18 protein-coding genes and 5 pseudogenes are annotated in these 21,982 nt (G+C 63.8%); 10 read left to right on the forward strand and 13 right to left on the reverse strand.

Annotated elements, in window-relative coordinates; all coding sequences use genetic code 11:
- Positions 1–83: 83 nt before the first annotated feature.
- The 3 genes and pseudogenes from ACTDI4_RS04845 to ACTDI4_RS04855 all read right to left on the reverse strand — a co-directional run bounded on the left by ACTDI4_RS04845 (position 84) and on the right by ACTDI4_RS04855 (position 3,048).
- Positions 84–1,546: pseudogene (locus tag ACTDI4_RS04845) on the reverse strand (tripartite tricarboxylate transporter permease).
- Positions 1,547–2,065, reverse strand: a complete 519-nt coding sequence (locus ACTDI4_RS04850; RefSeq protein WP_442840072.1) for a tripartite tricarboxylate transporter TctB family protein — start codon at positions 2,063–2,065, stop codon at positions 1,547–1,549.
- Positions 2,062–3,048: a Bug family tripartite tricarboxylate transporter substrate binding protein gene (locus ACTDI4_RS04855; RefSeq protein WP_442840073.1), complete on the reverse strand. Its 987-nt coding sequence runs from the start codon at positions 3,046–3,048 to the stop codon at positions 2,062–2,064. The genes ACTDI4_RS04850 and ACTDI4_RS04855 overlap by 4 nt, the downstream gene beginning before the upstream one ends.
- 95 nt (positions 3,049–3,143) lie before the next feature.
- On the opposite strand from ACTDI4_RS04855, the gene ACTDI4_RS04860 reads away from it, so the two are divergent.
- The 5 genes from ACTDI4_RS04860 to ACTDI4_RS04880 all read left to right on the forward strand — a co-directional run bounded on the left by ACTDI4_RS04860 (position 3,144) and on the right by ACTDI4_RS04880 (position 9,085).
- Positions 3,144–3,914 (forward strand): FadR/GntR family transcriptional regulator, encoded by a 771-nt coding sequence (locus ACTDI4_RS04860; RefSeq protein WP_442840074.1) that lies wholly within the window; start codon positions 3,144–3,146, stop codon positions 3,912–3,914.
- Between the two features lie 111 nt (positions 3,915–4,025).
- On the forward strand, positions 4,026–5,162 hold the full coding sequence (locus tag ACTDI4_RS04865) for a mandelate racemase/muconate lactonizing enzyme family protein (protein WP_442840075.1): 1,137 nt from the start codon (positions 4,026–4,028) through the stop codon (positions 5,160–5,162).
- 22 nt (positions 5,163–5,184) lie between these two features.
- Positions 5,185–6,147, forward strand: coding sequence for a 2-hydroxyacid dehydrogenase (locus tag ACTDI4_RS04870; RefSeq protein WP_442840076.1), 963 nt, complete (start codon positions 5,185–5,187; stop codon positions 6,145–6,147).
- A gap of 289 nt (positions 6,148–6,436) precedes the next feature.
- The gene (locus tag ACTDI4_RS04875; RefSeq protein ID WP_442840077.1) at positions 6,437–7,636 is read left to right on the forward strand and encodes an alpha-hydroxy acid oxidase; all 1,200 of its coding nucleotides are present in this window, start codon (positions 6,437–6,439) and stop codon (positions 7,634–7,636) included.
- 132 nt (positions 7,637–7,768) lie between these two features.
- Positions 7,769–9,085, forward strand: coding sequence for an epoxide hydrolase family protein (locus ACTDI4_RS04880; RefSeq protein WP_442840078.1), 1,317 nt, complete (start codon positions 7,769–7,771; stop codon positions 9,083–9,085).
- Positions 9,086–9,217: 132 nt separating this feature from the next.
- Here ACTDI4_RS04880 and ACTDI4_RS04885 read toward each other — a convergent pair.
- Positions 9,218–9,322, reverse strand: a pseudogene (locus ACTDI4_RS04885) (LysR family transcriptional regulator); the annotation flags it as partial.
- 104 nt (positions 9,323–9,426) lie between these two features.
- Between ACTDI4_RS04885 and istA the strand changes: the two are divergent.
- Together istA and istB are read left to right on the forward strand one after the other, a co-directional pair.
- Positions 9,427–10,993: pseudogene (gene istA, locus ACTDI4_RS04890) on the forward strand (IS21 family transposase).
- Positions 10,926–11,654 (forward strand): IS21-like element helper ATPase IstB, encoded by a 729-nt coding sequence (istB, locus tag ACTDI4_RS04895; protein WP_442840079.1) that lies wholly within the window; start codon positions 10,926–10,928, stop codon positions 11,652–11,654. Before istA ends, istB begins: the two are co-directional and overlap by 68 nt.
- Positions 11,655–11,771: 117 nt before the next feature.
- Here istB and ACTDI4_RS04900 read toward each other — a convergent pair whose 3' ends face one another.
- Complete coding sequence (locus tag ACTDI4_RS04900) at positions 11,772–12,620, reverse strand: LysR substrate-binding domain-containing protein (protein ID WP_442840080.1); 849 nt, start codon at positions 12,618–12,620, stop codon at positions 11,772–11,774.
- Positions 12,621–12,714: 94 nt separating this feature from the next.
- On the opposite strand from ACTDI4_RS04900, the gene ACTDI4_RS04905 reads away from it, so the two are divergent.
- On the forward strand, positions 12,715–13,599 hold the full coding sequence (locus ACTDI4_RS04905) for an aldo/keto reductase family oxidoreductase (RefSeq protein WP_442840081.1): 885 nt from the start codon (positions 12,715–12,717) through the stop codon (positions 13,597–13,599).
- Between the two features lie 40 nt (positions 13,600–13,639).
- Here ACTDI4_RS04905 and ACTDI4_RS04910 read toward each other — a convergent pair whose 3' ends face one another.
- Positions 13,640–14,662, reverse strand: a complete 1,023-nt coding sequence (locus tag ACTDI4_RS04910) for a LysR family transcriptional regulator (RefSeq protein WP_442840082.1) — start codon at positions 14,660–14,662, stop codon at positions 13,640–13,642.
- Here ACTDI4_RS04910 and ACTDI4_RS04915 point away from each other — a divergent pair.
- A complete protein-coding gene (locus tag ACTDI4_RS04915) occupies positions 14,652–15,740 on the forward strand; it encodes an alkene reductase (protein WP_442840083.1) in 1,089 nt (362 codons plus the stop codon). The two genes, ACTDI4_RS04910 and ACTDI4_RS04915, sit on opposite strands and share 11 nt — an antisense overlap.
- Positions 15,741–16,139: 399 nt before the next feature.
- Here ACTDI4_RS04915 and ACTDI4_RS04920 read toward each other — a convergent pair.
- A pseudogene (locus tag ACTDI4_RS04920) lies at positions 16,140–16,391 on the reverse strand (helix-turn-helix domain-containing protein); the annotation flags it as partial.
- Here ACTDI4_RS04920 and ACTDI4_RS04925 point away from each other — a divergent pair.
- A pseudogene (locus ACTDI4_RS04925) lies at positions 16,383–16,541 on the forward strand (IS66 family transposase); the annotation flags it as partial. The pseudogenes ACTDI4_RS04920 and ACTDI4_RS04925 overlap by 9 nt on opposite strands.
- Positions 16,542–16,589: 48 nt before the next feature.
- On the opposite strand, the gene guaA reads toward ACTDI4_RS04925, so the two are convergent.
- The 6 genes from guaA to fdhD all read right to left on the reverse strand — a co-directional run bounded on the left by guaA (position 16,590) and on the right by fdhD (position 21,978).
- Positions 16,590–18,146, reverse strand: a complete 1,557-nt coding sequence (gene guaA / locus ACTDI4_RS04930; RefSeq protein WP_442840084.1) for a glutamine-hydrolyzing GMP synthase — start codon at positions 18,144–18,146, stop codon at positions 16,590–16,592.
- 47 nt (positions 18,147–18,193) lie between these two features.
- Positions 18,194–18,856, reverse strand: a complete 663-nt coding sequence (locus tag ACTDI4_RS04935; protein ID WP_442840085.1) for a 5'-methylthioadenosine/S-adenosylhomocysteine nucleosidase — start codon at positions 18,854–18,856, stop codon at positions 18,194–18,196.
- A gap of 32 nt (positions 18,857–18,888) precedes the next feature.
- Entirely contained in the window at positions 18,889–19,347 is a 459-nt protein-coding gene (locus ACTDI4_RS04940) for a PaaI family thioesterase (protein WP_442840086.1), read from the reverse strand.
- A 105-nt stretch (positions 19,348–19,452) separates the two neighbouring features.
- Positions 19,453–20,742, reverse strand: a complete 1,290-nt coding sequence (locus tag ACTDI4_RS04945) for an RsmB/NOP family class I SAM-dependent RNA methyltransferase (RefSeq protein WP_442840087.1) — start codon at positions 20,740–20,742, stop codon at positions 19,453–19,455.
- 173 nt (positions 20,743–20,915) lie between these two features.
- The gene (locus tag ACTDI4_RS04950) at positions 20,916–21,218 is read right to left on the reverse strand and encodes a formate dehydrogenase subunit delta (protein ID WP_442840088.1); all 303 of its coding nucleotides are present in this window, start codon (positions 21,216–21,218) and stop codon (positions 20,916–20,918) included.
- A complete protein-coding gene (gene fdhD, locus ACTDI4_RS04955) occupies positions 21,208–21,978 on the reverse strand; it encodes a formate dehydrogenase accessory sulfurtransferase FdhD (RefSeq protein WP_442843267.1) in 771 nt (256 codons plus the stop codon). Before fdhD ends, ACTDI4_RS04950 begins: the two co-directional genes overlap by 11 nt.
- Positions 21,979–21,982 lie beyond the last annotated feature (4 nt).

Genomic DNA, 21,982 nt, shown 5'->3' on the forward strand with positions numbered 1-21,982 from the left:
TCAGCCGTCATCGCGGCCCCGCAATATGTGCGACGCCTCTGATTTCCGGCTGCGTCCCGGTCGCCGACACCCGCTGCAACCGATCAAATATCGTTGAGCTTGGCCGGTTTGATCCGCCGCCCCCGCGCCATGCCGATCAGTCCCCAGAGCAGGACAAAAACCGTGGCCAGCAGGAAAAAGAGGCTGATGGGGGTTTCGACGAAGGTCATGAAGTCTCCCCCCGAGAGCAGCATCGCCCGCCGGAACTGTTCTTCCAGCATCGGCCCCAGGATGAACCCCAGCAGGAGGGGCGCAGCGGGGAAGTCGAAAATACGCATGACATAGCCGATCGCCCCGAAGCCCAGGCATTCCAGCACCTCGAAGGTCGAGAGATTGACGCTGTAGGTGCCCGCGCAGATGAACATCAGCACCGAGGGATACATCACCGGATAGGGGATCGAGAGGATCTTCACCCAGACGCCGATCAGGGGAATGTTGATGATGAGCAGGAGCAGGTTTCCGACCCAAAAGCTCATCACCAGCCCCCAGAAGATGTCGGGCTTGTCGACCATCAGCGCTGGCCCCGGGGTCAACCCGTGGATCATCAGCGCGCCGAGGATGATGGCCATGGTCGGCGTGCCCGGTATGCCCAGCGTGAGGGTTGGGATGAAAGCACTCTGGTCGGAGGCGTTGTTGGCCGCTTCTGGCGCCACCACGCCCTCGATTGCCCCCCTGCCGAAGCGGCTTGGATCGCGGGCGAGCCAAAGAAGCTGCCGATGGCGCTGCCGCGGACTGCGGGAAAGAACGAACGACGCAGATCATCCCGGGAGGGCTTCATGGATCTCAGGGTGATCTTGCCGCCCACGACGCGTGCCGAACTTGCGCCGCGGATACTCAATATGATTTCCGAGATGCCGAAGAGGCCCAATGCAAGCGCCACAAGGCTCACGCCATCTGAAAGCTCGAACACGCCAAAAACTAGGCGCGGCCCACCGGTGTAGACATCCGTGCCAACCGCGCCGAAGGCCATGCCCAGGACCGCCATCGCGATAGCCTTGATCACCGTTCCCGACACCGCCGAGGCTGCAACGAGGCCGAGCATGATGATCGAGAAATACTCCGCGGGCCCGAATTTCAGGGCAAATGCCACGATGATGGGCGAGAACAGGATCAGCAGAATGATGCCAACACTGCCGCCAAAAAACGCCGCAAGGACATTCGCCATGAGCGCGGCGCCCGCCCGACCCTGCGTGGCCATCGGATAGCCGTCGAGACAGGCCGCCGCCGAAGAGGGCGTGCCCGGTATGTTCAGAAGGATTGAGGTGATGGAGCCGCCGTAGGCTGCGCCATAGTAGACGCCGGCCAGAAGGATCAGCGCTCCCGTCGGTTCGAAGTGATAAGTCACGGGCAGCAGTAGCGCGATCGCCGCCAGTGAACCGACACCGGGGATTACGCCCACAAACATACCCATGAGCACGCCCATCAGGCACATGAGCAAGTTGCCCGGCATAAGCGCCGTCGATAAGCCGAGCACGATGCTGGCGGAGGAAGAGGTAAGGGTTTCCATTCAGAAAGGCCAGTTCCAGAGTGGGATAGGCAATGCCAGCGCGACCTTGAAGATGAGTGCCGCCAGCACCGAAAGTCCGGCAGCCAGCGCTGCGATCCCGACGGCGCCGAGCTTGTTATCGCCGAGCGATGACACCGACGTCGAAGCGGCCACCGCAGGCACCAACCCAAACGGCACCACCATCACCGCGAAAACGGCAATTCCGCCAAGCGAACAGCAGATCGGGCGAAAGTCGAGGACGGGCACCGCACGGTGCCCGCGCACGAGGGCGGGCGCCGCGATGCAAAGACCCAGAAAGGTGAGCAGCACCCCTATCGCCACGGGATACATGCCGGGTCCCATCCGGCTGACGGTTCCCAATCGGTAGTGCGCCATGCTGTAAATTGCCAGGGCGAGCCCCAATGTCATCAGCAGCGCGCCCCCGATCAGATCGGGATAGTCAATCCGAGGATGTCTCATGCCTCTTCCAAACACTTCATACGCTGTTGCGGATTGCCGGCCAAGCAGGACAATCGTCATTGCAGCGAGATGTTCGCCTCTTTGATCACGTGACGAACCAACTCGTCCTGGCTCTTCAGGAAAGCGACGAAGTCTTCGGTCGAAGAACCGACCAGCACCGTCCCCTGAGCTTCGACTCGGTCCAGCACGCTGGGGTCTTTCACCGCTTCGGCCACGGCGCGCTGCAGATGCACCACGATGTCGTCTGGCGTGCCAGCCGGAGCGAAAAGCCCAGTCCAATCGGAGAGGTTGGCATCCCCGTAACCGATCTCGGCCATGGTCGGAACCTCGGGATAGAGTTTCGAACGGCTTTCGCTACCAACGGCAAGCACGCGCACCCTGCCTTCGCGCGCCATCGGACCAACGGTCGAGGTAGTCAGGATCGACATGTCGAGCCGGCCGCCCGCGACGTCCGCCGCGATGTCAGGACCGCTGGTATAGGGTACGTTCTCCATCTTGACGTGGGTCGTGAGTTGGAGAAGCTCGCCCAGAATGTGGGGGATGCCGCCGATGCCCGCGGTGCCGTAGCGGACCTTACCGGGGTTCTCGCGCGCATATTCGATTAGCTCGTTCATGGTCTTCCAGGGCGCGTTCGCCGCCACCGCAAAAGTCTGCGGGAAGCGGCACATCTGGGTCACCGGCACGAAGCTGGTGGCGTAATCGAAGGGTAGGTCCTCGATGAGCACCGGGTTCACGAGCTGCTGCAGGCCGTTGAGAAAGAACAAATAGCCGTCCGCAGCTTTCTGTAGCACCGCCTGCGCGGCCACGACCGAGTTGCCGCCCGTCCTGTTCTGAATGACGAACTGCTCGCCAAGGGATTCCGAAACACTTTGGAAGATCGGCCGTGCCATCGAATCGGCACCGCCGCCGGCGCCAAATCCCATCACTACCTGAACGGGGTGCTGCGGCCATGCCTCTTGTGCAGCAAGCTTGTTCGTCAGCGCCAAGCTTGGCGCGGCCAATGCGATCAGCTTGAGAAAATCGCGGCGAGTCTGGTGGGTCATAATATTCCTCCTCCCCTTTCGTCACTCCTATCGCATGTCCGTGCGATCTGGTGTAACGTGTGTATATAAATAAGATAGCCAGCAGACGTTATAATATGATGAATGAGAGTCAAGGCCCTTCCGGACGCCCTCAGCGCAATCTCCGCCAGAAGCTCGTCGATTCGCTGGGAGAGCAGATCGTCGGAGGAACTTTGAAGCCGGGCGAGGCTCTTCCACCTGAAGACTTGCTTCTGAAGCGCTACGGCGTGAGCAGAACGGTCCTGCGCGAAGCGATCAACGTCCTGTCAGGCAAGGGTCTGCTGAAGGCGCGGCCGCGGCTCGGCACGGTGGTTCAGCCACGCATAGAGTGGAGTCAACTCGACCCTGACGTGCTGTCCTGGCTGCACACCGATGCCAGTCCTCCCCAAGATCTGCGCAGCGACCTGGAGGATCTCATGAAGTTCCGCTGGATCATCGAACCTCAGGCGGCGGCCTTGGCTGCAGAATCGGCCACGCGCGAAGATATTGCAGCGATCCTCGCGGCCTGCGAAGCAATGGAAAACGCTGGAGATTCGGTGGAGGCATTCTTTGAGGCGGACCTCGCCTTTCACGTTGCCTGCCTGCATGCTGCCCACAACCGTTTTCTGCTGCCCGTCGCCCATGTGATTCGGACGGCCATGGTCACCTCACTGCGGGTGACCAACAGGGATCCGGCAGCAAACCGTTCTGTCTCCGCTCCGCTACATTTCGCGATTCTCCATGCCATCATCTCGGGAAGCAGCAAGGACGCCGCCGCAGCCATGGAACGGCACCTCAAAGACACTGAGGCGCGGCAAGTGGCAGCCTGGCAAGAGACGCAGGCGCCCAACAAAAGCAGTGCGCGCTGAAGGGTGCGACCGCCCAGCAGTCACGCCGGCGCGCATTGACACTCCTCCTCAATCATCATACTTATTGCCCGTTGTCGGGCTAAGAAATTGACTTGTACAGGAGAGGCAACCTTGAAGATCGCGGATATCCGGACGCATGTCCTCGAGGCCGAATTGGATCAGCCTTTCTCATATTCTCGCGCCTGGTATGCAAAACGCGCGTCGCTTATCGTGGAGGTCGTGACGGATACCGGCATTGTCGGCTGGGGGGAATCGTACGGCCCTGCGGCCATCAACGCTGCCGTCATCAAGCATTTCCGCCCCTTTCTGATCGGCCAGGACCCGATGCGGACCGAGTGGATCTGGAAAGAGCTCTACGCGTCTTACCGGGACCATGGGCAGAAGGGATCAGTCATCCAAGGCCTGAGCGGCGTCGACATCGCGCTTTGGGATATCAAGGGTAAGTTCCTGAACCAGCCGATTCACGCCCTGCTCGGCGGTTGGCAACGCAAGTCCGTGGCCGCCTATGCCACGGGCCTTTACCGGCGCGAATCCGGTGACCCGGTCGACTACCTGGCCGAAGAGGCCATGGGCTACTGCGCCGAAGGTTTCGGTGCCGTCAAACTCAAGGTCGGGTTCGGCATCGAGACCGACCGCAAGGCAGTGGAGGCCGTGCGGCAGGCGATCGGTCCCGATATCGGGCTGATGATCGACGCCAATCACGCTTATGACGCGGTCTCGGCTATCAGCCTCGGCCGCAAGGTCGAGCATCTCGACATCGGCTGGTTTGAGGAGCCCATCCCGCCTGAGGACATCGCCGGCCATATCGAGGTCAAGCGGGCTCTCACCATTCCGCTAGCCGGCGGCGAATGCGAATTCACCCGATACGGCTTCCGTGACATCATGGTCCGGCGGGCCATCGACATCGTCCAGCCCGACATCTGCTCGGCAGGCGGCCTCTCCGAATGTAAGAAGATTGCCGACATGGCGGGCGCCTTCGGCATCCGCTTCGCGCCACATGTTTGGGGTACGGGAATTGCCATCGCCGCAGGGCTACACCTGCTGTCGGTCCTGCCTGACCTGACGCCTCCGTCTCTGGTGCCACAGGAACCGATGCTGGAATTCGACCGCACGGCGCATCCGGTTCGGGCTGAACTGTTAGTTGACCGGATCGAACACGAAAACGGATGGGTTGCCGTTCCAGAAGGTCCGGGATTGGGTGTCGAGATCAACCGCAGCGTACTCGAACGCTACCGCAAAGCCGCTTGAACCCTCCGGAGACGTGACCTCCATGAAACCCACCATCGTCATCACGAGTCGCTACCCCGACGACCTGCTCCGCGAACTGTCGGCCAGAGCCACTCTCGTGCAAGGCACCGATCAGGCCAGGGCGATGCCTCGCAAAGAGGTACTCGCCGCAGTTGACGAGGCTATTGCCATCGTCAACCAGGGGGAACTGCGTATCGACGCGGAGCTTCTGGACCGGGCGCCCAGACTCCGCCTCGTCGCAAATGCTGCGGCGGGATTCAACAACATGAACGTATCGGAAATGCGCAAGCGCAACGTGCAAGGGACCAATTGCCCCGATGCATTTGCCAGCGACACGGCCAATCACGCCATTGGCCTGCTGCTGGCGGCGACGCGTCAACTGATCGAGGCGGATCGCTATGTCCGCTCTGGCGCCTGGGCGCGCGATGGCTGGAAGCCGGGCGGCCGTTGGGATGGTATGTCACTCACCGGCAAGCGCCTCGGGATCGTCGGTTTTGGCCATATCGGCCGCGAAGTGGCCAAGCGGGCCGAGGCTTTCGGCCTCGTCGTCAGCCATCATGGTCGGAAGCACACTGGTGTACCGGGATGGCTCCCACTCGACGAACTTCTAACCCAGTCGGATATCGTCAGTCTTCATTGCCCGCTGAACGAAGACACCCACCACCTGATCGACGCCAAGGCGCTGGCCCGCATGAAGCCTGGCTCCGTACTGATCAACGTGTCGCGCGGACCTGTGGTCAAGATGGATGATTTGGTCGGCGCGCTGGTTTCGGGCCACATCGGCGCTGTCGGGTTGGACGTGTTCGAATTCGAACCGGAAGTACCCGAGGCACTGTTCTCGATGCCGAACGCCGTCCTGTCGCCGCACATGGCCGGCTGCACGGCTGAGGCACGGCGTAGCGCCTGGGAACTTTGCATCGCAAATGTCACCGCACTCCTGGACGGAAGCCCGGCCCTGAGCCCGGCTTTCGTACACACCTCCTAAGCATACGGCATGTCGGTGATGTACGAACAGATCTGCCTGTCACCTTTCCGGCAATCTTCTGCCTCTGCCTTGCAGGACACCTTGGGTCGGCCCGCATGCAACGCGCGTGTGGAGGGGCGTAGGGTTCTAGGTTGCGCCCGAAAGAAGGAGACGCAACACAACGATAGCCAAAAGGCATCGACCCGAGGTGAGTTGGGCTCTGTGCCCAATCGATCCTAAACCGGCAATAGGGCGACCGACCACCAGGTAAACGGGCCTCTGCCATGCAAGAACGAGAAGGGAGATTTGAGTGACCGACGCCGCTCAGACAACAAATCGGCGACCGAGCGCAGTTGACCGCGCCTACTCCATCTCCGATCTGCGAGAGCTTTCCCGGCGCCGCCTGCCGAAGGCGTTCTTCGATTTCATCGACGGTGCAGCGGGCGAAGAGATCACCCTGCGCGACAATGCCGCCGCCTTCCGGCGCTGGCAGTTCCGCCCGCGTGTGGCAAAGGACGTCAGCCGGCGAAACCTCGAGACCTCGATGCTCGGTCGAGATGCCGAGATGCCGCTTCTCATAGCACCTACGGGTCTTGCCGGCATGTACTGGCCGAACGGAGAGCTTCATGCCATGCGGGCCGCGGCGGCGGCGGGCATTCCGCTTTATCTCTCCACCAACTCGATCGCGTCGCTGGAGGAGGTCGCCGAAATCGCTCCCGACGCCGACCGATGGTTCCAGATCTACTTTCTGAAGGATCAGGACTGGATGTTCTCACTGGTCGAACGCGCCAGGAAAGCAAAGTACCGCGTGCTTTGCGTCACCATGGACCTTGCGGTTCACGGCCGGCGTGCACGGGACGAGAAGAACGGCTTCACCTTTCCGCTGCGGCCGCGGCTTTCGAACGTGCTGGACCTCGCCACTCATCCCAAGTGGGTCATGGGCGCCATGCGCTCCCGGCCCCGTTTCGGAAATTTCGAAGAGCCTGGCACCACGGGCTTGGCCAGTATCGTCAGGCGGGACCGGGCGCTGTTCGATCCCACGATAACTTGGGACAATGTTGCGATCTTCCGCAAGATGTGGGATGGACCGCTTGTGGTCAAAGGCATTCTTCATCCCGAAGACGCGAAGCTTGCCGTCGATGTGGGTGCGGATGCGGTCATGGTCTCCAACCATGGCGGACGGCAACTCGACGCCGTTCCGGCCGTGATCGATGCGATTCCCGACATCGTTGCTGCTGTCGACGGCAAGGCTGAAGTGATTGTCGACGGCGGTGTATCACGCGGCGCCGACATTTTCATTTCGCGTGCTCTGGGTGCTACCACCTGCAGTATCGGGCGCAGCTATCTATGGGGGCTGGCGGCGGGTGGCGAAGCAGGCCTTGTACGTGCCATCGAAATCTTAAGGGAAGAGTTGGACAACACCATGTCATTGATGGGCGTGTCGGACATCGGCGATATCGAACGGGCACAAATCTGCCGCCATGATCGACAACCGTACGCAGAAGCATAAGTCGGGCATTCGGGTAGTGTGCTTGGGTGACATCGCCCCGCCAGCATCACTGCCAGCCGCGCGCAGCGCTACGCCGGCGGCTCCGCGCGCGGCTTCCTACATCATCAGCGGGACACGGCCCGCTTCAGGATCGTGAAGGCGCAATATTTCGAGAATGATCGACGTATATGTGTGAGCACCCGTGAGACCCAGCCTTATCCCTGGTTGATGGAAACGCTGAGGGTAGCTTCACAACGTGATCAAGAGTACAAACTGTTGAAGGAGTCAGGTGAGACTCATCTTCTGTGTGCAATTGTGGACGTTCAGCCCTTCAATATTCATGTCGACGAATGGTTGCTTGCCGATCTCAGGCGACGCCTTGAGAGTGTTCGACTGCCGCATTCACTTGATGCTGAAGGGTGGGAAGATGGCGCCTGCCTCACCTTCATGGAGCGCCTGATAAACTACTGGCGGTCGCAATTCGATTGGAGGGCGCAGGAGGCCCGCCTCAACAGGCTGCCGCAATTCCGGGCGGTGATCGACGGATTGTCAATCCACTTCGTTCATCAGCCGGGAAACGGGCCGGAACCCTTGCCGCTTGTCATGACGCATGGGTGGCCGGGCTCCTTCATCGAGATGGAGAAGATCATCCCGCTTCTGGCCGATCCAGGAGCGCATGGCGGCGATCCGAACGATGCGTTCCATGTGGTCGTGCCCTCATTGCCCGGCTACGGATTCTCGCAGGCACCGGATCGGCATGGTTTCTCGTCGTCCCGCGCGGCCGAACTGTGGTTCGGTCTCATGAGTGGCCTCGGCTATGCGCGCTTTGGCGCTCAAGGAGGCGACATCGGAGCCGGGGTTTCGACCTGGCTGGCACGTCGTTTCCGGGAGTCCGTCGTGGGGTTCCACCTCAACTATATTTCAGGCGGCTATCGACCTCCTCTCGGGGAGGGCCTGCCGGCCGTCACTGCCGAAGAACAGTCTTTTCTCGACGGGGCTGCGGCATGGGTGGCTATCGAAGGTGCGTATGCGCATCTGCACGGAACCAAACCGCAGACGCTGGCCTATTCCCTCAATGATTCGCCGGCTGGTCTCGCGGCCTGGATCGTCGAGAAGTTTCGTGCCTGGAGCGACTGTGATGGCGATGTCGAGCAGATCTTCAGTTTTGACGAACTGCTTGCCGACATCTCGCTCTATTGGTTCAGCGGCACGGTCGACGCTGCAATTCGTATGTACAAGGAGAACCTCCTCGACCCGCTTCACTTCAAGCCGGGCGAGCGCGTAGAACCGCCTCTGGGCGTGGCTTTGTTCCCGCGTGAGTTGCCCATGCCGCCACGGTCATGGGTCGAACGCGCCCATAAAGTCGTCCGCTGGACCAAAATGCCGAGGGGAGGCCACTTCGCTGCGATGGAACAGCCTGAATTGCTGGCGCAGGATATCCGGGCGTTCTTCAGGCCCCTGAGACGATAGGCGCGCGCCTGAACCTTGCAGCATTTGCGGCGGAACGTCCCAATTGCGCGAAGCAGAAACCGCCGCGCGTTCGGCTTATTGCGCGGAGCGGGCCACCCGCCACGCAGCGTTGTCTATTCGCGCAATCTTAAATCATCTGCGATCGGCAGCCGATACCTTGACGAAGTCTATGAAGGCCCTGAGCGGCGGCGGCACGAGGCGCCGTCCGGGGTAGTAGAGAAACGGTGTGAATCGGCGTGCAAAATTGACCCCCTAAGCTGGGGAATCGGCGTCCAATTTTGACCCCCCTGATGCTTTGATTTGCGACCATCAGCTCGTCGTAGCGAGCGGATGGTGTGGGGATGAAGTCAGTGGATACGATTGCCCGAGTTCGGCGCGCATTCCATGTGCAAGGATGGTCGCTCAAGCGGATCTGCCGCGAGCTGCACGTGTCGCGGAACACGGTTCGGAAGATTCTCAGGTCTGATGAGACGTCCTTCTCCTACGAGCGCGAGCGGCAGCCGATGCCGAAGATCGGTCCGTGGCAGGATCAACTCGACGGGTTCTTGAATGGCAATCGTAGCAAGGCGGCGCGCGAGCAGCTGACGCTGATCCGGATCTACGAAGAACTTTGCAGCCTCGGCTATCAAGGCGGCTATGACGCCGTCCGTCGATACGCGAGGAACTGGGCGAAGGCGCAGGGATCGGCGACGGCGGATGCCTATGTGCCGCTGTTCTTCGCGCCGGGCGAGGCCTACCAGTTCGACTGGAGCCACGAGATCGTCCTGATCAGGGGCGTGACGGTGACCGTGAAGGTCGCCCATGTCCGGCTCTGCCACAGCCGCATGATGTTCGTCAGAGCTTATCCGCGCGAGACGCAGGAGATGGTGTTCGATGCCCACGACCGGGCCTTTGCCTTCTTCGGCGGCGCCTGCACCCGCGGCATCTACGACAACATGAAGACGGCGGTGGAGACGGTGTTCGTCGGCAAGGATCGGCAATACAATCGCCGCTTCCTGCAGATGTGCAGCCACTTTCTCGTCCAGCCCGTTGCCTGCACGCCGGCGTCTGGCTGGGAGAAGGGCCAGGTCGAGAACCAGGTCGGGCTGGTGCGCGAGCGTTTCTTCACTCCGCGGCTGCGGTTCAGCTCTTATGAGGAACTCAACGCCTGGCTGCTCGACAAATGTGTCGCCTACACCAAGGCGCACCGTCACGTCGACCAGCCTGAGCGCAGGATCTGGGACGTGTTCGAGGAAGAGCGTGGCAAGCTCGTCGACTATCGCGGCCCTTTCGACGGGTTCCATGCGGTGCCAGCCTCGGTGTCCAAAACCTGCACGGTTCGCTTCGACAACAACAAATACTCGGTTCTGTCGACGGCTATCGGCCGCCCGGTCGAGATCCATGCCTATGCCGATCGCATCGTCATTCGCCAGGACGGCGTGGTCGTCGCCGAGCATGCTCGTTCCTTCGGTCGCGGCGAGACGATCTACGATCCCTGGCATTACGTTCCGGTCTTGGCCCGCAAGCCCGGCGCCTTACGCAACGGCGCGCCATTCCAGGACTGGGTTCTGCCCTCGGCCATGGAGCGTATCCGACGCAAATTGAAGGCGGCGCATGACGGCGACCGGCAGATGGTGGCGATCCTCGCCGCGGTGCTGACCGACGGCATCGACGCCGTGGAGGCCGCCTGCCAGGAAGCGCTCGACCAGAACGTCTGCTCATCCGCTGTCGTCATCAACATACTGGCGCGTCGCCGCGACCCGGCGCCGGCCGTCACCATTCTCACCCCGGACGCACTCCGCCTGCAGCATGAGCCGCAGGCCGACTGCGCCCGATATGACAGCCTCAGGAGGGCAAGCTGATGGAACGCACACAGGTTCTGGATCTGATGGGCACGTTGAAGCTCTACGGCATGCGCGGCGCCTATGACGAGGTGATGGCGACGGGCATCAAGCGCCAGCACGAGCCGCCGCGGATCGTCGGCGACCTTCTCTCGGCCGAGATCGCCGAGAAGCAGGCGCGCTCCATCAAATACCAGCTCACCGTTGCCAAGCTGCCGCTGGCCAAGGATATCGAGGAGTTCGACTTCGACGGCACGCCGGTCAACGAGGCGCTGATCCGAGACCTCGCCAACGGAACCTTCGTTGCCGACCAGCGCAACGCCGTTCTCATCGGCGGCACCGGAACCGGCAAGTCGCATCTGGCAATCGCCATTGCCCGATCCCTGATACGCAACGGCTCGCGCGGCCGCTTCTTCAACGTCGTCGATCTCGTCAACCGTCTCGAGACCGAGCACCGCGGCGGCAAGCAGGGCCGCATCGCCGATTACCTCACCCGGCTTGACTTCGTCGTGCTCGATGAACTCGGCTATCTCCCGTTCGCGCAAGCCGGCGGGCAATTGCTCTTCCACCTGATCAGCAAGCTCTACGAGCGAACTTCAATCATCGTCACCACCAACCTGGCCTTCGGAGAATGGCCGGCCGTGTTCGGCGACGCCAAGATGACGACAGCACTGCTCGACCGCCTCACCCATCACTGCGAGATCATCGAGACCGGAAACGAATCCTGGCGCTTCAAGAACCGCGCCTGATCACCCATCAAACCGATCCGCACTCGCCGGGCTGCGCAACCCTGACCCACTTCGCCCGGCGAGCGCTGACCGCCGCGCGCTACACACGGGGGGTCAAAATTGGACGCCGATAGGGGGTCAGTTTTGCAAGCCGTTTGACAGAAACGGGCCGGAAAAGGCCTGCCACCAGGGCCCAAGGACGCCTTCGAGCGCCCCGCTGTCGAGATGCGGGCGCAGCCAGTCCTCGAACAGATATATGATGCCGGTTCCTGCGATGGCTGCATCGACGGCGAAATCGGTCGCTCCGCCCGCCCGCACAATCAGCGGTCCGGCCGGATCGACCCGCACCAATTCGCCGTGTTTCTCGAACTCCCATGGCAGCGTGGCGCCGCTGGGAAAGCGCCAGCACAGGCAGGCATGGGCCAGCAGGTCACGGGGATGTTCCAGCCGCCCATGGCGGTCGAGATAGGTTGGCGAGGCGGCGCAGGCAAAGCGCTGGGTACGCGGTCCGATCGGCACCGCAATCATATCCTGTTCGAGCCGCTCGTCGTAACGGATGCCGGCATCACAGCCGGCGGCGAGCACATCGACGAAGCTTTCCTCGGTGACGATCTCCAGCCGGATATCGGGATAGGCGGCGAGGAACGGCGGAACGATGTCGGGCAGCACCAGCCGCGCCGCGCTGACCGGCACGTTGAGCTTGAGTGCGCCGGCCGGCCGGTCGCGGGAACTGTTCACCGCATCCAGGGCGGCTTCAACCTCGGTCAACGCCGGCCCGAGCCGGTCCAGTAGCCCCTTGCCCGCTTCCGTCGGGGCGATGCTTCGTGTGGTGCGGTTGAGCAGCCTTACGCCCAGTCCGGTTTCAAGGCGACGTACCGCCTCGCTCAAGCCCGATGCGCTGACGCCGCTGGTGCGCGCGCCGTCGCGAAAGCCGCCGGCACGCGCAACCGTCACGAAGGCGTTCAAGTCTCCCAGGTCGATCTTCATCGTTCGTAAGTCCGCACAGGCTGTGTGGATTATGCCGGATTATCGCGCGCAAACACAGGGCCTATCTTTGGTTCGTCTTGAAAAGGAGATAGTCATGTCCATTGTCGACCAATCCGGTACCTTCGCGCTGGGCAATCGATCCGTGAAGCGGCTCGGTTACGGCGCCATGCAACTGGCAGGACCGGACGTGTTCGGTCCGCCCCGGGATCACGCCTCGGCCTTGGCCGTTTTGCGCGAAGCCGTGGCGTCGGGCGTGAACCACATCGACACAAGCGATATGTATGGCCCTCACGTCACCAATCGTCTGATCCGGGAGGCGCTGGCGCGTTATCCCGACGATCTTGTCATCGTCACCAAGATCGGCGCCCGGCGGGGGGAAGATGCGTCATGGCTCCCGGCTTTCTCGCCCGACGAACTGGTCCGGGCCGTGCACGACAATCTGCGTAATCTCGGGCTTGACGCGCTCGATGTGGTCAACCTGCGCATCATGTTCGATGCGCTTGCCCCGGCGGAAGGATCCATCGAGGCGCCGCTCGCCGTTCTGGCCGACCTCCAGCGGCAGGGGCTGGTGCGCCATATCGGGCTGAGCAACGTGACGCCTGCACAGGTCGCCGAAGGGCGCAAGATCGCCGAGATCGTCTGCGTGCAGAACCTGTACAATGTCGCGCACCGTGCCGACGACCGTCTGATCGACGATCTCGCCCGTGACGGCATCGCCTATGTGCCGTTCTTTCCGCTTGGAGGGTTCAGCCCGCTGCAATCGTCAACCCTGTTCGGTGTCGCGGATGGGCTCGAGGTCACGCCCATGCAGGTCGCGCTTGCCTGGCTGCTTCGCCGCGCGCCCAACATCCTGCTGATTCCAGGCACGTCTTCCGTTGCTCACCTGCGCGAGAATCTCGCCTCAGCGGAGCTGGATCTGCCGGATGACGCGGTCGACGAACTGGATCGTGTGGCCGCCGTCAGCGACGCGGCCGCTTGAACGCAGCCGACATCATGGTTGCGAATGTGGCCGAGATGCCTCACTCCCGCAAGCCGACGAGCGCACGGTTGGGGAAGGCTTCGCAGATGAAATCGATGAAGGCCGCGATCTTCAGGCTCGCCAGCCGCCGCGAATGGTGCAGCACCCAAAGTTCCACCGGCCTATCGGACACGCGTCCCCAGTTTACCAATCGTCCGGCCTCCAAATCCTCGTAGGTGAGAGAAAGAGGAAGTTGCGCGATGCCCGCACCCTCGCGCACCGCATCGCGCATCATCAAGAGCGACGACAGGCGCAGCTTCGGCCGCGCCTCGATGATCAGCACGCCTGCGGCATCGACGCATCGCCATACGGGTGCAAGGGGCAATGTGCTGTTCACCACGGCATCAATCGGCACCGGCTCGGCTTCGCCGACCGGCGGCCGCTCCCATCCGGGCGGCGCCAGCACCAACGACTCGTCACGGCCGAAGCAACGGCCGACCAGTTCCGTATCCGGCGCAGGATTGACGCGGATCACAACGTCATAACCTTCCTCGACCGGATCGACGGTCCGGTCCTCGGCGGTGATTTCGAGCCGCACGTCGGGGTATCGCGCGGTAAAGCGGGCGCTGAGCCTGCCGAGAAATATGTGCGACAGCAGCACCGGCGCGCTGACCCGGAGCGGCCCACGCGGATGTACGTTCCCATCGAGCAGCAACTGGCGTGCTTCCGCTAGATCGTGCAGCACGGCGATGGTTCGTTCGTACAGGAGCTGTCCCTCGGCGGTCGGCGTCAGCATGCGGTTGTCGCGGTCGAACAGGCGAACGCCCAAGCTCTGTTCAAGTGCGCGGACCTGGCGCGACAGCGTCGCCTTGGGCCGTTCGAGTGAACGGGCGGCCTTGCCGATGCCGCCGGTCTGGACGACCGCGTTGAAAGCCTCCAGCGCCTGCAGATCCCATTGGCTCATAATCGATACACCCTGTCCAGATCGCAGCAACTTCATAACAAATATGGAACGGCCTAGATAGATTCCAAGCCGACACATCGAAACCGCCGGCCCAAAGAAGGAGACGATCATGACCAGCATCTGGGACCCGATCCGCATCGGCAGCATGGTTCTGAAGCACCGTTTCGCCATGGCGCCCATGACCCGCAGCCGCGACAAGCCGGACGGCACGCCGGGCGATTTCGCGGCCGACTATTTCTCGCAGCGCGCTTCGCTCGGCCTCATCATTACCGGAGGCGCCCAGCCTTCGGACGACGGTCAGGGCTATCTGAATACGCCCGGTATCTACACGGAGGCACATGTCGCGGGCTGGCGCCGCGTTGCAGACGCCGTGCACGCCAATGGCGGCCATCTTGTCATCCAGTTGATGCATGTCGGCCGGGTTTCGCATCCCAACAACACCCCGCATCACCGCCAGCCGGTGGCGCCTTCCGCGATTGCGTTCGGGGAAAAGATATTCACTGCAAGCGGCATGCTCGACATACCGCAACCGCGTGCACTCTCCACCATCGAGATCAACGAAACGGTGCGTGATTTTGCCCATGCGGCCCGGCAGGCGATCGCCGCCGGTGCGGACGGCGTCGAGATCCACGCGGCCAACGGCTATCTGGTCCAGCAATTCTTCGCCCCCAATGCCAATGTCCGGAAAGATCGTTTTGGCGGCGGGATCGAGAACAGGGCGCGTTTCGCGGTTGAGGTGGCGCGCGCCGTGGTAGGGGCGATCGGCCCCGAGCGGATCGGCATCCGCATCTCCCCCGGATCAACGCTTGGCGGGATCGAAGAGGGTCCGAATGGGCCCGCTCTCTACCGCCATCTGGTGCCGGAACTGGCCAGGCTCGACCTCGCCTATCTGCATGTGTCGCAGGGCAAGGACGAGAAACTGCTTGCCGACATCCGCCGGCTCTGGCCGAATGCCCTGCTGGTTTCGCGCGGCAGCCGTCCGCTCGATGCCGTTGCGGCGGATATCGAGGCCGGCATTGCCGATGTGGCGCCGGTCGGGCGCTGGGCGCTCGCCAATCCGGATTTCGTGGAGCGCTATCGGCTTGACGCGCCGCTGAACGAACTTGACCCGACGACCCTTTATGGTGGTGGCGCCAAGGGTTACATCGACTATCCAACGCTCGACGAGCGCGCGCAGGCACCGTCCTTGGCGGCCTGAGTTGCCGGAAAGCTGTCGGATTGCGGTGTCAACGTCAAGGATGCACTCTTTCTCGCCGAGCGAACCGAGATCTGATGTTGCGGCGGTCGTTCGGCAATGCTGGATAGACGGCTCCAGCACCAGCGCTCATTTGCAGCGATATCTGACTTGGGTGGCAAGGGCGGGCCGATGTAGGCTTGAAGGAGGTCAAAACCGCCGTTCGTCTGACGATTGCGATACTCAGGAGAGCGAGCGGCCGAAACCGGTCGGCTCCCCCTTCGTATCAGGCCTGAGTTTGACGCGCCCGCCTGGCTGCTGCGCGAGCAGTGTCATCACTTCATCAGCGAACGCATCCAGCGGCTGGTAGTTTGGGTGGGTCTCCTGACAAGAGGTAAGGCTGGTCTGCACGGCCGGAGGGGTCAGCTCGATGACCCGCTCGCGCACAATCTCGGGAATGCGGTTCCAGACACGCCCTGGCCGAGATTTGCGATCCTCGGGCGCGTTGACGCCGCCGGTCAGGAAACGATCGTACCAACGATGGAAGGTAGTGCTGGGAATGCCAAGCTTTTCCAGCGCGCGGCATGCCGGCAGATGCGACTGCTCGACGAGTCGGATGATCTCAAGCTTTTCGCAGGCGGGGTATTTCATTTTTCCTCGCCCCCGCCCGCTCCAGGCCGCCTCGTTGAGGGCGGCATTCCGACAGAGGCCACGGTGGCTCATGTGCTGGTGTCGAAGGATGCCGACCATCTGCCCCTGCATCGTCAGGCCCAAATCTACGCCCGCCTGGGCGTCAACCTCGACCGTTCAACGCTTGCCGGCTGGGGTGCAGGTGCTCTGCGCTCAACGATCTTGCGCATAGCATTCCCTGAATCATTCCCACTCGATTGTGCCGGGTGGCTTGCTCGTCACGTCATAGACCACGCGGTTGATGCCCTTGACCTCGTTGATGATGCGCGTGGCGGCGGCGCCCAGGAAGGCCATGTCGTAGGGGTAGAAATCGGCCGTCATGCCGTCCACCGAGGTCACCGCCCGCAGCGCGCACACATATTCGTAGGTGCGCCCGTCGCCCATCACGCCCACCGTCTGCACCGGCAGCAGCACCGCGAAAGCCTGCCAGATGGCGTCGTAGAGCCCCGCCTTGCGGATCTCGTCCAGATAGACGGCGTCGGCCTCGCGCAGAATGTCGAGCTTCTCGCGCGTCACCCCGCCGGGACAGCGGATCGCCAGGCCCGGGCCGGGGAAGGGGTGGCGGCCGATGAAGCTTTCGGGCAGGCCCAGTTCCTTGCCGAGTGCGCGCACCTCGTCCTTGAACAGTTCGCGCAGCGGCTCCACCAGCTTCATGTTCATGCGGTCCGGCAGGCCGCCGACATTGTGATGCGACTTGATCGTGGCGGACGGGCCGCCGGTGAAGGACACGCTTTCGATCACGTCGGGATAGAGCGTGCCCTGGGCCAGGAAGTCGGCGCCGCCCAGCTTCTTCGCCTCCTCCTCGAACACCTCGATGAACAGGCGCCCGATGGTCTTGCGCTTCTTCTCGGGATCGGTTTCGCCCTCCAGGGCGTCGATGAAGCGATCCGAGGCGTCGACCAGCATCAGCGGCAGGTTATAGTGCTGGCGGAACATGGCCACCACGTCCGCCGCCTCGTTCTTGCGCATCAGCCCGTGGTCCACGAGGATGCAGGTCAACTGGTCGCCCACGGCCTCGTGCACCAGCAGCGCGGCCACCGAGGAATCGACCCCGCCCGACAGCGCGCAGATCACCTTGCCCTTGCCCACCTGGCTGCGGATGGAAGCCACCGCCTGCTCGCGATAGGCGGCCATCGACCAGTCGCCCTTCAGCCCGGCGATGTTGTGGACGAAATTGGCCAGGAGCCGGGCGCCGTCCGGCGTGTGCACCACTTCGGGGTGGAACTGCACGGCGTAGAATTTGCGCTTCTCGTCGGCGATGGCCGCAAACGGCGCGCCGGGAGAGGTGCCGACGATGCGGAAGCCGGGCGGCAGCGCCGTCACTCGGTCGCCATGGCTCATCCACACCTGGTGGCGGGTACCCTTGGCCCAGATGCCGTCGAACAGGGTGCAGTCGTCCTGGATCTCCAGGAAGGCGCGGCCGAACTCTCGATGGTGGCCGGCCTCCACCTTGCCGCCGAGCTGGGCGCACATGGTCTGCTCGCCATAGCAGATGCCGAGCACGGGAATGCCGGCTTCGAAGATCGCCTGCGGCGCGCGCGGGCTGCCGATGTCGATGGTGGAATGCGGGCTGCCGGACAGGATGACCGCACGGGGGCGGATGCGCGCGAAGGCGTCTTGCGCCGACTGGAACGGCACGATTTCGCTGTAGACGCCGGCCTCGCGCACGCGCCTGGCGATGAGCTGCGTGACCTGGCTGCCGAAGTCGATGATGAGAATGGAGTCGGGATGTGTCGTCATGGCGAGGCTTTAAAGAAGAACGCAGGCGGGTGCAATGGGTATGGCATTCATCGTTCGGCGAGGCGGATGGCGCCACAGGCGAGCGCCTCTTCCAGCAGGCCGATTGCGGCCGCCAGCCGCTCGTCGATGATGTGGAGATAGGCGGTCCAGTCGTCAACATGCCCGAGTTCGGCCGCACCGTCCGAAATGCCGCGCAAGGCCACCAGCGGCACGTCGAAAAGCTGGCAGGCGCGCAGGCAGGCGAAGGTTTCCATGTCGACCATGTCCTCGCCGATCGCATCATAGGCCGCGCCGGAGACGATCGCCGCGCCCGTCGAGAGCGTGGCTTCGGCGATGCCGGGAATGCGGTGGGGCAGCGGCAGAGTGGCCGGCAGGCCGAGAAAGGGTGTGACACCCTTTTCGATGCCGAGCGCAGAGGCATCCATGTCGCGATAGGAAACCGACACGGCTTGGTAGATCTGCGCCTGTTCCAGCCTGCGGGAGCCGGCGGAGCCGAGCGACACCACGAGGTCTGGCAGCGCCCTGGCGGCGGCCAGTTGCGCCAGTCTGGCGCCGAGCCCCACGCCGGCCTCGACCGGACCCACCCCGGTCATAAGCGGGACGAAGAGCCGCTGCAGATGCGGCCCGTATTCGGCCTCCGCCGCCATGACGAACAGCACGGACCTGCCGGCGATGGTGACGGGTTTTTCAGGACGGCTGGTCGCGCTCATCGGTCGACGTCTCCGGGCCCGCGCATCGCTGCTTATCCCTCTATGCCCTCTCTTCCCAGGACGGTCATCATCGTGCCGGTCATGGTGGCGATCAGCCGGGCCTCGCCGTCTGCGGCGATCGCATAGGCCTGGCCGTCGGCGACCACGATGGTGCGGCCGGGCTTCGTCACCGAGCCGCGGAACAGGAAGCGCTCGCCGCGGCCCGGCGCCAAAAGGTTGACCTTGAACTCGATGGTGAGCACGCCCGAATTCTCGGGCATCAGGGAGAAGGCGGCGTAGCCGCAGGCCGAATCCAGCGCGGTGGAGATGACACCGGCATGCAGGAAGCCGTGTTGCTGCGTCAGTGCCGGCGAATAGGGCATCTCGATCTCGACGATGCCAGGCGTCACCAGCGTCAGCTCCGCGCCGATGGTGGCCATGGCCTGCTGGCGCGCGAAGGAGGCGCGCACGCGCTCCTCATAGTCCGCGGCCGGTACGATCTTGGCTGCCATTGTCCTCGCCCTTGCGCCATTGGGCAGACTGCCCGGTAGCCGGCTTATCGCAGAGCCGGCGCCGGCCGGCAATGATTATGTTGCAGCGCAGCAAGCCGCGCAGGATCAGCCCCGCCGGCGCAGAGCGCAGAAATAGAAGCCGTCCGTGCCGCTGCGCGCGGGCGAAAGCGCAATGCCGCCCTGGCCGTCGATGCGCGCCGCCGCCGGGTGGCCCGGGAATTTCTCGTTCCACAGGCCATGGTGGTCGACCGCCTCGAACTGCGGCGCCCGGGCGCGGAAGGCTGCGATCTGCGCGTCGTTCTCCTCGGCAAACACCGAGCAGGTGACGTAGGCCAGCAGCCCGCCCGGCTTCACGAAGGCCTCGGCGGTGTCGAGGATTGCGGCCTGCTCGGTCATGCGGATGTCGAGCTGCTTGCGCGTCAGCCGCCATTTGGCGTCGGGCCGGCGGCGCCATGTGCCGCTGCCGGTGCAGGGCGCGTCGATCAGCACCAGGTCCATGCGGGCGTCCAGCCCGGCAAGCTCGCCCGGCCGCGAGATCACCTGGATGTTGCGGCTGCCGGCGCGGCGCATGCGCTCGAACAACGGCGCCAGCCTTTGCCTTTCCGCATCATGCGCGAAGATCTGGCCGCGGTTCTGCATTGCCGCAGACAATGCCAGCGCCTTGCCGCCTGCGCCGGCACAATAGTCCAGCACCTGCATGCCTGGGGCGGCACCGGCAAGCTCGCCGGCGATCTGCGAGCCCTGGTCCTGCACCTCGAACCAGCCCTGCTGGAAGGCCGTCTCGGCCTGGACATTGGGATGGCGGCCGTCGCCTTCGATCGGCGCGATGCGGATGCCGTGCGGGGCGAGTTCGGTCGGCTGGCAGCCGGTGTCGCGCAGTTCCGCCAGCACCTGCTCGCGGCTTGCCTTCAGCGTGTTCACGCGAAGGTCGAGCGGCGGGCGCTGGGCGAGCGCCGCTCCCTCCTGCACCCAGTCCTGTCCGAAGGCGCCTTCCAGCAGGGGCGCGCACCAGTCCGGGCAGTCGGCGCGCTCGGCCGGCGGGGCTTCGGCAAGCCTGGCTTCGGCAAGCCTGGCAAGTTCGGTCTCCGTCAGCAGAGGCGGGGCGAACTTGTCTTCCTGCATCGCCGTATTCAGCGCCTCGGGCGCCTTGCCCCACTCCAGCAGAAGCGCGCCGAATGCCACCGCGCGCGCGGTGTCCTCGCCGAACAGCCAGGCGGCCGAGCGCTTGCGGCGCAGGCCGTCATAGACGATGTTGCCGATCGCCGCGCGGTCGCCGCCGCCGGCGAAGCGATGCGACAGCGCCCAGTCCTTGAGCGCATCGGCCGCGGGGCGATGACGTCGGCCGATATCTTCCAGCACTTCCATGGCCGCAGCCAGCCGCCCGCCAAGTCGCATCTTTGGTGATCCCTATGTCGGCGTACCCGAATTGGCGCTTGAGTAGCGCCAGGCGGCGGCCGACACAAGCTCCGGATGCCGGGGGGCGGGTTTGGAACAGCCTTCCGCTGCCGCGCTGGGATCGTCCGCGCGCCACCGGCCGTGGCGCGCAGAGCTTCAGCAGGAGAGGGCGCCTATGCCTGCGGCATCGCCGCTCCCGGCGCGCCGGCGGCCCTGCCGGGCGGCGGAGCTTCCGGCTTGGGACGCCTGATCCTGGACGCAGCCTCAAGCACCAGCGGCTGGAAGCCCTTGCCGCCGGCGTCGATCATCTCGAAGAACTGGCGCCGCATCCTGGGTTCCCAGAACTTGTTGATATGCTCGGCCACGCCGGCCACGCCTTCCTCGTGCGGCTTGGAGCGGAAGAAGGTGGCGATCTGGTTGGCCATCATCACCAGCTTTTCCTTCGTGGACAGGATGTGGTCCTCGTCATGCGACATGCCTGGAAACCTCGCAGTTCACCCGTTCGGGGCGCGAAAAGATATCGAACTCGTCCCCGCGCACCAGCGCCACCAGCGTCATTCCGGCGGCCTCGGCCGTGCGCACGGCCAGCGCCGTCGGCGCCGACACGGCGATGACGACCGGCGCTCCAAGCGCCGCCGTCTTCTGCACCATCTCGACGGACACGCGGCTGGTGATCACCACCGCGCCGGAAGCGCCGTCGATGCCGCCCCTGGCCAGCGCGCCGGCCAGCTTGTCCAGCGCATTGTGGCGGCCGACATCCTCGCGCGCCGCGACCACGCCCTTGCCGGGCACGTAGAAGCCGGCGGCGTGCACGGCGCCGGTCTCTTCATGCAGCTTCTGCTGGCGGGAAAGCAGCCGCACCGCGAGAGCAACGTCTTTCGCGGTGAGCGCGAGCTTCGAGGCGGCGACCGGTGCCACTGCGCGCATCGCCTCCTCGATGGATTCGATGCCGCACAGGCCGCAGCCCACCGGGCCGGCGAGCCGCCGCCGCCGCGCCTGGAAACGCGTGTTGGCCTGGTCCTTCAGCCGGATCTGGATGTCGATGCCGGCGCCGAGGTCCTGCACCTCGATAGTCTCGATCTCGTCCGGCCCGGCCACGATGCCCTCCGTCAGCGAGAAGCCGAGCGCGAAATCCTCGAGGTCGGCTGGGCTCGCCATCATCACCGCATGGGTGGTGCCGGCATAGCTGAGCGCCACCGGGGTTTCCTCCGGCACCATGCGCGCAGCCGCGGCCATGCCT

Origin of the sequence: Mesorhizobium sp. PUT5, from assembly GCF_052216645.1 — a bacterium.
GTDB lineage: Bacteria > Pseudomonadota > Alphaproteobacteria > Rhizobiales > Rhizobiaceae > Mesorhizobium.